The sequence below is a fragment of the Mesorhizobium sp. M0062 genome, assembly GCF_040323125.1.
Classification (GTDB): domain Bacteria; phylum Pseudomonadota; class Alphaproteobacteria; order Rhizobiales; family Rhizobiaceae; genus Mesorhizobium.
Map to the genome: position 1 here is coordinate 1 of NZ_JAMYUO010000050.1, position 10,735 is coordinate 10,735.

4 protein-coding genes and 3 pseudogenes are annotated in these 10,735 nt (G+C 60.2%); 2 read left to right on the plus strand and 5 right to left on the minus strand.

Translation table 11 applies throughout. The features are described 5' to 3' along the window. From NKJ64_RS30085 to NKJ64_RS30100, 4 genes and pseudogenes are all read right to left on the minus strand, one after another. Positions 1-146 (minus strand): annotated as a pseudogene (locus NKJ64_RS30085) (transposase); the annotation flags it as partial. A gap of 179 nt (positions 147-325) precedes the next feature. After that, a pseudogene (locus NKJ64_RS30090) lies at positions 326-759 on the minus strand (PfkB family carbohydrate kinase); the annotation flags it as partial. 192 nt (positions 760-951) lie between these two features. After that, entirely contained in the window at positions 952-1,143 is a 192-nt protein-coding gene (locus NKJ64_RS30095; protein ID WP_023679698.1) for a hypothetical protein, read from the minus strand. Positions 1,144-2,070: 927 nt separating this feature from the next. Then, positions 2,071-4,605 (minus strand): two-component system VirA-like sensor kinase, encoded by a 2,535-nt coding sequence (locus tag NKJ64_RS30100; RefSeq protein WP_352463805.1) that lies wholly within the window; start codon positions 4,603-4,605, stop codon positions 2,071-2,073. Positions 4,606-5,000: 395 nt separating this feature from the next. On the opposite strand from NKJ64_RS30100, the gene NKJ64_RS30105 reads away from it, so the two are divergent. After that, positions 5,001-5,204, plus strand: coding sequence for a hypothetical protein (locus NKJ64_RS30105; protein WP_023671823.1), 204 nt, complete (start codon positions 5,001-5,003; stop codon positions 5,202-5,204). Positions 5,205-5,246: 42 nt separating this feature from the next. Here the strand turns inward: NKJ64_RS30105 and NKJ64_RS30110 are convergent. Then, a pseudogene (locus NKJ64_RS30110) lies at positions 5,247-5,624 on the minus strand (type IV secretory system conjugative DNA transfer family protein); the annotation flags it as partial. 1,070 nt (positions 5,625-6,694) lie between these two features. Here NKJ64_RS30110 and NKJ64_RS30115 point away from each other — a divergent pair. After that, positions 6,695-10,735: Ulp1 family isopeptidase (locus NKJ64_RS30115; RefSeq protein WP_352463806.1), on the plus strand; the 4,041-nt coding region annotated here is incomplete at its 3' end.

Genomic DNA, 10,735 nt, shown 5'->3' on the forward strand with positions numbered 1-10,735 from the left:
TGCTTCCTCGGCAGATGATCGAGCGCGTTCCTGAGGAAGTGCACGTAGCAGCGTTGCCAGGCGGCTTCGGGGATCACCTCGCCGACCGCTGCCACCAGGCCGGCGTGATCGTCGGACACGACCAACCCGATGCCCTTGCTTTGACGGCAGCGCTGGCGGTCTTAACTTCAGTCTTGTCATGGTGGCGTTCCTTCGCGGCAATCGGTGACGTGAACAATCACCAGCCTGCCATGACCGCCCCCTCAGCGAATTTGCAGAACTCTCAGCACACTACCCCGACGTACTCACCCGGATAGTCCCGGCGATCCAGACGACCTGCTGCTGCCGTGCCGGAGCGGATCAGCTCGACGAACTCGTCGCGGTAGGGGTCGACGCAAAACGAATACGACAGCGTCATCGACACTTCGCGCCCAGCGGCATGCGCCAGCCGCGCGGTCTGCCGGATCGCTTGCTTGGCGCGCGGCGGGTCCCCCAGATAGCCCTCGAAATAAGTGACCTTGGTGCCCGAAGCCTTGTCCGGTTCGACATCGTCGGGCCGAGTTCGAAGCAGGCGCCGAGATAAGCGCTCGCCATCGGGCGTTACGAAGATCATCGAGCATGCCGTCGGTGGTTGTCCCACTAGCGGTTCGGTGTCGAAGGCGACGCCCTGGGCGTGGATGTCGTGGGCGTAGATCTCGCCGAGCGCGTCGTTCGACACCTGCCGAAGAAGGCGGCGCGCCCGCCGAAGCTGCCTACGCCGGCGGCGGTGTTGCCGGCGCTGCATTGCCGATGCAAAGAACGTCATAGTCCGGCGTCAATGTCTCCGCTTGGGAACCCGCCGGCCGTCTTACCACGCCGGCCGGGCGCGGGTCTGGCAAGTGGGCTTTCCTTTTGCCAATGCGTTCGTTCCCGGCCCTCACGGGGCGGCGAGTCCCTGCCACCTGAGGCTACATGGCGGCCGTGGAGATTACCTCAGCAGCGGCGCCCGATCGGAAACCTTAGCACCTCCGCGCTTTGGCGTGGCTGCTTGAACTCTTCGACGGCAACCGCCTCAATTAGCAGATCCAAGGCTTCTCGGCCCCTTTGACTCATCGGGTCATCCCCACAAAGGTAGTCATACGCTCGATCTAAATGCCCTCGGGCGGCGGAAAAATCGCTTGTCATATCATAGAACCCTCTCCATCCGCCCGCATTGCCGTTTACGAGGTGAAGGTGGTGCAATCGTCAATATATACAGACAAATTTGAATTAAGTCGGTGATGATCATAGAGGTCGAGTCCCCGACCTGATAGCGCCTGTGTCGACATTTTACGGCGCTTCACTACTCAGCGCCGCGCCCGTGAGCGCCAGCGAGTGGTCGTCGGCGGGCTCGATGGCGGCGTTGGTGAACTGGACCGAACGACGAGAACAGCCTATCCAGTGTGTTGTCGGCAGTTAGTTCGAAAGTCCTGCTACACCCGATCCGATGCCTCTCAACGCCGAGGCCGCACCTCCGTGCCGAAGCCGGCCTCCCCAATGGTGGGTCGAGCCTTCGCTTACCCCGTGCTTGCCTCCCAGATCCGCGACCGAGAACCCAGCCTCATGCTCCCGCCCTGCCGGGGCCTAGGTCCATCAAGCATGAAAGGAACACGTCGGAACCTGGGACATCGCTTGCCCGGCCGGGCGGCGATAGCCTTGTCGGGGCAGGCGAGGAGCCGTAGCCGAGTGATAAGCGCACAGGAGAAGTCTGGCGTGAATGGGGCGATGATTGTCAAGCTTTGCTTTTCGTCAACCATCTTGCATGACCGATTGGCGACCATCTCCTCGTCCCGACCCTATATTACCCGTCGCCTGTCGCCGCCAGCGCGCAGTGACTTGTCAAGGATGGAGGCCCGCAGACCCCATCGCGCGGCGACTTGTCCTTGACGGTCACGAGCACGGCGGCAGGTTTGCTGTGGTCGGGGAGCCCTTCCTTGGGCGGAAGCCGACGACAGTGTTCGAGGGGAACTCGCCATGAGCCGGGTGCGCAGAGATCGTCCGACGCTCTTGTATTTGCTGGATCCCAGCCGGCTCCGCCTCCGATTGCCTCGGTAGCTCGGTAGCCTGAGCGCGTCATGCCATTATCATCCTACGGATTGCATGCTCCATCGCCCTGGACGAGACCGGTTTGGCTAGCCAAAGGACGAAGGTCTGATTACCAGATGTGATCGGCATGGGGTCGCTTCCACCAACGACGATGATGGGCACCGTCATCAGGGTGGTACGTACGGCTTCGGGCTGTCCTGGCCCGAGGAAAGTCGCTTGATCAAAAATAAGGAGGTCGGCTGCCTTCCCGCTCTCGATCCAGTCGCAAAGACTTTCGAAGGTCGCGAAGCCGACAGGCTTATAACCAAGCGCGGCGATCTTATCGTTGTAGATCTCCAACGCTGCTGGATCGGACTCCACGACTGCAATGATTTCTCCACTGCCAAGTGATCCATCGTATGGACCGGAAGCGCTATCAGCTCTGACCTGCTCCTCAGCGCAGGCCGGTAAGTAGAGATCGAAGCGTGTACCTCGGCCAACAGCCGAGGTGACGTCAAGGCATCCTGCGAGCGCGCTCACATGGCGGTCCACCGCAGCAAGACCCAGTCCGGTCCCGCCGACGCGAGAGCGCGTGGTAAAAAAGGGCTCAAAGATGTGCGGAAGCACCGAACTTGCGATTCCTTGGCCATCGTCGCTGATGGAGAGGAGAACGTAATCTCCCGGTTTCAAGGTGCCCTTAGCCACGGGCTTCGTTTGACAGACGTGAGCGCGAGAAACGCTAATCTCGACACGGCCCTCATTCAAGAGAGCCTCCGACGCGTTCTTGCATAGATTCATAAGGATTTGCTGTATCTCGGTCGGGCTGCCCTCGATCACCGTTTGCCACTCGTTGATCTTGAAGTTCAACTGAACATCCGCACGAAGTGTAACCCGCAGCAATGGCGCGAGATCCATTACACTCTCCGAGACGTCGAAAGGCATCGTCGCGCGCTTCCGAGTTCGGCTTAGTGACAAAATTTGATCAATAATCAGCTTGGCTCGGTTGCTGGCCAAGATAATTTGGCCGATGTGGCCCCGAATTCTCGAGGGGCGGCGCACAAGACCTTTAGCCATCTCTGCGTAGCCGACTATTGCTCCTAGAACATTATTGAATTCATGTGTAACGCCGCTTGCGATTGTGCCGACAGCCGTCAGCCTTTCCGCATGCTCCCATCGACTCTCAAAAAGGTTAAGTTCCGTGTGTACACGTTGCATTTCAAGATGGTTGCCTAAACGCACAGTAGCGCTCGCCAGAACCAGGAGGTCGTCTGTGGAGGGTGGTGAGCGATCTCCTTCAAAAACAAGGATACAAACCGCAGCCTGCTGATCGGAGGCCCTGCAACCAACAATTTGACAAACACCGGTAGTGCCTACGGCAGTCCGAACCACTTCCGACGCCGGAACGACGCGAAACACTGGCTGTTCCGGGTGTACAAGTGAGACGACTTCATGGATTAGCGTGGCGTTCCAGACGCGCATGCGCTTGTTCGCGACAAAGTACTCGGTATTCCTGCTGATACTCGGATCCACCAGAGCAAGCGCGCATTGATCGGCATCGAAAACGCATTGAATGAGTCTAAGCGCTGCTTCGGTGGAGAAGCGCCGCGAAGCCTTCGTTGCTTGACTGTCGATGAAACAAGCTTCGATCTCACTCATCGCCGCTTCAAGCTCTAACCGCCTTTCCAACCGGTTCGTCCGCACATGCAGCGTGGAGGCTCGAATGGTCGCAAACAAGCAGAGGCATATGGACACCAAGCCAAAGAAAAGTCGTGTACGCTGCGCTTGCGCGCTGGCGAAGCTGTAGGCTTTCAGATGTTCTCGCTCCAATTCGGCAGCCTTGGCGAACGTGTCGAAGGATGGGATCCGATTGACAGCGCGGTCCAACCTCAACATTGAGGACAGGATAGCGCGGCCCTCGCGGGCAACATCCTCCGTGACTTGGTCCTGGCTAGGAGGAAGTCGGCGGAGAGACTGATCGATTTGTAATGCGAGGCTGAATCCCGGTCTGGCCGAAAATTGAAGGATCAGATTGGAAAATTCAGGCCTGTTCGACAATCCCCCCCGAAGGCGATTAGCCGAGCGAGCAAAGCGTACGAGAGAGCTTTGCAGAAGCTCATTTTGCGCGGCCGAGGCCGAGATGGCAGCTTCTGTGTTTTCGAGGGAATTTTTGAGCTGTGCAACCAACCTGGAGTGCACCCCGGAGCTCTCATTGGGCGAAATCTCAACAAGGCGTTGGTAGTTTTGAAGGTTCCTTTTTAATGCTTGCCCGGTAGAAGCAACGGAACGGAAGTCCAATACCATGTCGGCGCGGGCGACGTCTCGCTGGAGCAATGCGTAGTTGATCTGAATCGTCCGCAGTTCGCTTAGGACCGCCTCGTTGATCTGGGGGTCTTGCCACTGTATCGCGACCAAGAGCGCGACCGAGGCCACTAGGGCCATTACAGAAGCTTTGTCGGTACTGAGCCATTTTTCCCAAACGAACGGCGTTTGATCCGCGGTGCGTGCCTTGCGAAGGTCCGATTTGAATTCTAGCTCCCCATCGCGTCGGTGTGCGGCCGGATGCTGCTGGAACAGGAAAGCCAAGTGTACCTCTCCCCTCAAATAGGCGGTGTAGACGCCGTTGCACTCTGCCCCCATGGCCCGCTGACCTTCCATTGATTCGCGGGCGTTTCGACCTCGACGGCGAGGCGGCAGCACAAGGCGGGCAACTGATCGCAGTTTTCGAAACTGGTCTTCCGAGAGATCATCGAAGGGGCATACAAGCGCACGCCTGCAGCAGCCGAGGATGATACCGGCCGGTCAAACGCAACTGGCGAGGGCCGGATCTGCTGTTGGCTGGCAGCTAACACTGGCGGGGCGGCGGCCTCAACTCCGGCGTGCCTAGAGCCGGCTGCTGCGAAAGCGTCCGACACGCTTCCCGTGGGGTCATCCCGTCCAGCGGGCATCCTTGCATCGCTGAAAAAAGACGAGGCGGCTTGATGATCCTGCCCTCGCTGAAGCACCTCGCGAAACCCTTTTTCCAGTCGCAGAAGCTCCTCTGGACCGGTAGGCGGCTCGTCAGCTCGACCATCGAACAGTGGCCGGAGCGCCTCGGACACGTGCTGCTCAAAGCCCACTCGCCGGGCCTGGACCGCTTGCCCGTCTTCCAAGCCGGCGTCCTGCACCTGCGACAAAGCTGTTAAACGGGATGGATTACTATTTCGCCGGTTCATACTAGCCTCACATCAAACTGTATCGTCAAAGTCCTGCGCCAATTCACACAGCGGGTCATCGAGTTGAGATTCTGCGGAGAGCGCCTCCTCTGCTCCCGTCAAGGGCGCCGGCTCCGGGAGGGCGCCTGTCTGGCTTTCAAAGATGCGTTTCAGAATGCGATCCGAGAAATAACGCACCTTCCTCAATTTTAATGGTGGCAGACCTTTGATAAGAACAATCTCGTAGTCGTCATCGAGCAGCCGAACCTGTTCGGGACGCAATAGCGGTGCACCTTGATGTGAATTCTGAATGGTCCAGTCGAACGTTCGCGCCTGGCTGTGGGAAATCGATTTGGCTTGAAATGTGAATCCACCGATAGCTTTGGAAATGTAGTTCGGAGTCTCGTCATCTACCTCGATGTTCCTAGAAGCGCGCCGGCAGCCCGGGCGGGGGGCTTGGGGTTAGACTGCCAGCGCACGCCACTCATAAAGAGCGGCCTCTTTTCGCGGTTCGGACACCCATAGTCAACCCGGCAACGTCTGGATGCCCGCTGTGCTTTTTGCAGAGCGGCGATGCCGGGCATATCGGCCGATCCTGTCTAGGATGGTGTGGCCACTCTCGTCGGCCGAGTTGATGCTCCAGCCAGTATCGCCTTGCCGACCAGCATGAGTTCGCCGTTAGCAATCCATCGTTGCGAGCCGAGACCGAGGTAAAAAGCGCGTGTTATCGACTATGTAGCTGACGCTCCCGCTGACGCAGGGTTCCCGCCATTGCCTCGAGGACTACCTCGAAATGAAATACCTCTGCACGGGCGGCATCTGAAGCATGGGCTTGCAGGGCTCGCAGACCGGTAAACCAGCGAGCCATCTCCAAATATGTGAATTGTGGATTGCTCCTCGACGGGAGCTGAGGGGCGGCTCCGCAAGCCTTACGACGCTCTTTGCGAGCCGTAGCTGCCGAGCTGGCAAAAGGCCGGGCTACGTCGCGCTAGCGCAATCGGCGCGCAGAAAATTAGGCCTACCCGCTCCGGGACCGCGGACCTCGTCAGCTTCTCGTAAGTATGCCCGAGTAGGTTGCTCAGCTGATCTGTGGACGTGAGGCTAGCGTGAACCGGCACAAATTTGACCTATCCAATGTAACAGGTTGGCGGCAGGTGCAGCCCCCGGCATCTCAAGAGCAAGCGGCACAGGCCGGGCAAGAGGGCTTTGAGCAGCGCTCGGGCGAGGCGCGCCAAGCCGCTGCCCAAATTCCCGCCCCCGGCGTTCCGGCTCTGCCAGACCCGTTCCATCCTCATCCGTCTCAGGGAGACCTGAGCCTCATCAAAGGCGCGGCCCCATGGGAAGCGCAGCCCATGATGCAAGGGAGCGGACAAGAACACGCCGCGGCGCCGTACGCCGGAGGCAGTGGGTCGATGCTAGGTGCCTCGGTGCTGCAGCCGGGTCACTCAACGGCGCGCCATCATCATGCGCCGGATTCGTCAGTGGGTGATCTGAATCCTTCCGCACCGTTCGAGTTGCGTGACCATGCTCGTTCCCCCGTGCCGGCGGCGGTGCAGCCAGATCCTCCAGTAGTGGTCTCCGACGGTCGCGGCTGCAAGCGTCCTCTTTATTCCAACGATGCGACCGTTGTCGAACGGCTGAGGTCACTCTACGCGGGTAAGGCCAAGGAGGAAACGGTCAAGCGCCATGTAAATTCTCTTTACGGCTTTGGTCGTTGGCTCTTTAAAAATAACAAGCCGGGATTTGCTGCTCGGCTTCACGAGGAGTCGCTGGATGAAGATCTCAAGGAGTACGAGAGCAGTGGTGGCTCCTCGACTGTGGCTGTGGCACTGCGTCGTCTCAGAGAGTCGGCGGGCGGAGTGCCAATGGTGGGCCGCGCTGTCCTGAATCCCGACCCTGCCGACGCCGTGCTCATCAAAGAGTACAAAGCGGCTCTCATCAAAGAGTACAAGGGAGCGCCTGCGACCGGGCCGAATCGCCAAACCATTCACGACTATGGAGCTACTCTTAGACGTTTCAGTGAATACCTGGTTGAAAACAACAAGCCGGGGATTGCGGCTCGGCTTCACGAGGAGTCGCTGGATGAAGATGCCAAGCGCTATAAGGACTCCAGTGGTGACCGGAGGATCATTGCACTAGCTCAACTCCGGAAGTTCCTGCCGTCCGCCGCACTCGGGCGCGAAATTGCCCTTGCTGCTCGTCCGGAAGACGCAGTCGGCATGGTGGCTCGTGCCATTGGGGACGCCGCTGCGCAGCACAGCGGGCCGCAGAAGGCATTGGGTCGGCCAGAGAAGCTCCCTGGGGAAGCTAATGAAGACGCCGCTGTTCTGCCATCGTCTTTCGTACCAACTGGGCACCATCACCAAGCCTCGGATCCCGCAGAGTCCTTTCGTCCCCTGATCTGGCGCGACGGCGACCAGCGCGCGCCGGACGAGCGGATCGCTGCACAGGACAGGAGCAACCTGGTACCAAGCGAGGAGGTGCCACTGAGGCCACCGGAATTCGCTCCGCCCAGCTTGCGGGCGGGGAATTCCGCCTCGCCAGAGCTCTTTCCTGAGGGGATGTCCCCCGCGGTCGAAGGGTTTTTTGGTGTTTTCGGCGACCCCAGCGGGCGGGTGCTCGGCGCATTGCAATTGCTAGGCGACGAACATATCCACAGGGATTACCAGCTCCTGGAGCAGGAGTTGCAGGGGAACAATCCAGAACTCGCCGCCCGGACGCGGTTCGTGGATCCCCTCGTAGCCAATTATCATCTGCGCTTGGGCTCCGAGAGCGACAAGCTAAGCGCATTCCAGCGCATCGTCCATAATCAGAACGGTAACGACACAGCCGACTTCCTGTTCGTGCCAGTGAGCGATGGCGGTAAGACTCTTGCGGAGCGCGGCAAACATTGGTCGCTGCTGTTCGTTGATCGCAGCGACCGGGAACGGCCGGTTGCCTATCATTATGACTCCGTCAGCGGATGGCATGACAAGCTTGCAAAACACCTCGCAGAAAGGCTGGGCGCCAGCCTGGAGACCCGCGTGGACTTACCCCGCATCGCCCAGCAGAGCAACGAGTGGGATTGCGGAGTCTACGTGGTGGACGGCACGCGGGCGCTGGTTGGGCGATTGCAAAGATGGCAGCCAGACCTGCCAGACCTGCCAGACCTGAACCTCAACAACCTCGTCGTCAATCGGCAGGCACTACAAACCCGACTCATGGGTGACGATACATCTGGAACGGCAAATTATCTCACGAACTTTGAACTCATGGACCGACAGGCGCGAGACGCGGTTAAGGAAAGCCCCGTTGGGACGTTTCACCAGCGGATCAAGCGGCTCGGCCAGTCAGCGCGAGCGTTGCACGACAGAGCCCTGGCTCCAGTCGCGCCGGACCAAGGCAACCCAGACTCGGTGTTCGTACGGGACGTTGTTCCCGGGGAAACACGCCATCATCATGCGCCGGATTCGTCAGTGGTTGATCTGAATCCCCCCGCACCGTTCGAGTTGCGTGACCATGCTCGTTCTATGCCGGCGGCGGTGCAGCCAGATCCTCCAGTAGTGGTCTCCGGTCGCGACAAGCGTCCTCTTTATTCCAACGATGCGACCGTTGTCGAAGGGCTGCGGTCAGCACTCTATGCCGGTAAGGTCGGGGAGCGCACGGTCACGGACCATGTAAATTCTCTTCTCGGCTTTGGTCGTTGGCTCTTTGATAATAACAAGCCGGGATTTGCTGCTCGGCTTGACGATCCGTTGCTGGATCAGGATCTCAAGGAGTACCAGCGCGAGAGTGGCTCCTCGAACGTGGCTAGAGCACTGGGTCGTCTCAAAGAGTCGGCGGGCGGAGCGCCAATGGTGGGCCGCGCTGCCCTGAATCCCGACCCTGTCGACGCCGAGCTCATCAGAGATTACAAAGCGGCTCTCATCAAAAAGTACGAGGCAGAGCCTGCGACCGGGCCGAATCCCAAAACCACTCAGGACTATGCGGCTACTCTTAGACGTTTCAGTCAATACCTGCATGAAAACAGCAGGCCGGGGATTGCGGCTCGGCTTTACGAGGGGTCGCTGGATGAAGATGCCAGGCGTTATTTGGACTCCAGTGGTAACCGGTGGATCAGTGCACTAGCTCATCTCCGGAAGTTCCCGCCGTACGCCGCACTCGGGCGCGAAATTGCCCTTGCTGCTCGTCCGGAAGACGCAGTCGGCATGGAGGCTCGTGCCATTGGGGACGCCGCTGCGCAGCACAGCGGGCCGCAGAAGGCATTGGGTCGGCCAGAGAAGCTCCCTGGGAAAGCTAAGCAGCTGAGCGAGATCGGCAATTCAGGCGCTCGCGTGCTGATGCAGGCCCCCACCCATCAAGTGGGTGCATTGCCATGGGAGGCGCAGCCCATGATGCTGGGGGACGAGCACCTGGCACCGCATACCGGAGGCAGTGGGTCGATGCTGGGTGCCTCGGTGCTGCAGCCGGGTCACTCAAGGGCGCGCCATCATGATGCGCCGGATTCGTCAGTGGTTGATCTGAATCCCCTCGCACCGTTCGAGTTGCGTGACCATGCTCGTTCTGTGCCGGCGGCGCCTGCCGGGCCAGCGTTCGCCAGGGCTGAGGAGACGCCCTCCGCGGTTGGCGAGGCCGCGGTGGCCGAAAGGTGGGCTCGGTTGCAAAAGCAAATGGACGAACCAGTGCATGATCCCGGCCCTCAAGTGGATACATCGCCATGGGAGGCGCAACTCATGGTGCAAGGGAGCGGACAAGAACACGCCGCGGCGCCCTACGCCGGAGGCAGTGGGTCGATGCTGGGTGCCTCGGTGCTGCAGCCGGATCACTCAACGGCGCGCCATCATCATGCGCCGGATTCGTCAGTGGTTGATCTGAATCCCCCCTCACCGTCCGAGTTGCGTGACCCTGCTCGTTCTGTGCCGGCGGCGCCTGCCGGGCCAGCGTTCGCCAGGGCTGGGGAGACGCCCTCCGCGGTTGGCGAGGCCGCGTTGGCCGAAAGGTGGGCTCGGTTGCAAAAGCAGAAGGTCGACGCTGATTTGTCGGGATATTTCGACTCGATTCCGCACGCGGACCTTCTACGATCGCCATGGGAGGCGCAACTCATGACGCAAGGGAGCGGACAAGAACACGCCGCGGCGCCCTACGCCGGAGGCAGTGGGTCGATGCTGGGTGCCTCGGTGCTGCAGCCGGGTCACTCAACGGCGCGCGATTCGTCAGTGGTTGATCTGAATCCCCCCGCACCGTTCGAGTTGCGTGACCATGCTCGTTCTGTGCCGGCGGCGCCTGCCGGGCCAGCGTTCGCCGGGGCTGAGGAGACGCCCTCCGCGGTTGGCGAGGCCGCGGTGGCCGAAACGCTGGCTCGGTCGCAAAAGCAGATGGTCGACGCTGATTTGTCGGGATATTTCGACTCGATTCCGCACGCGGACCTTCTACCATCGCCATGGGAGGCGCAACTCATGCAAGGGAGCGGACAAGAACACGCCGCGGCGCCCTACGCCGGAGGCAGTGGGTCGATGCTGGGTGCCTCGGTGCTGCAGCCGGGT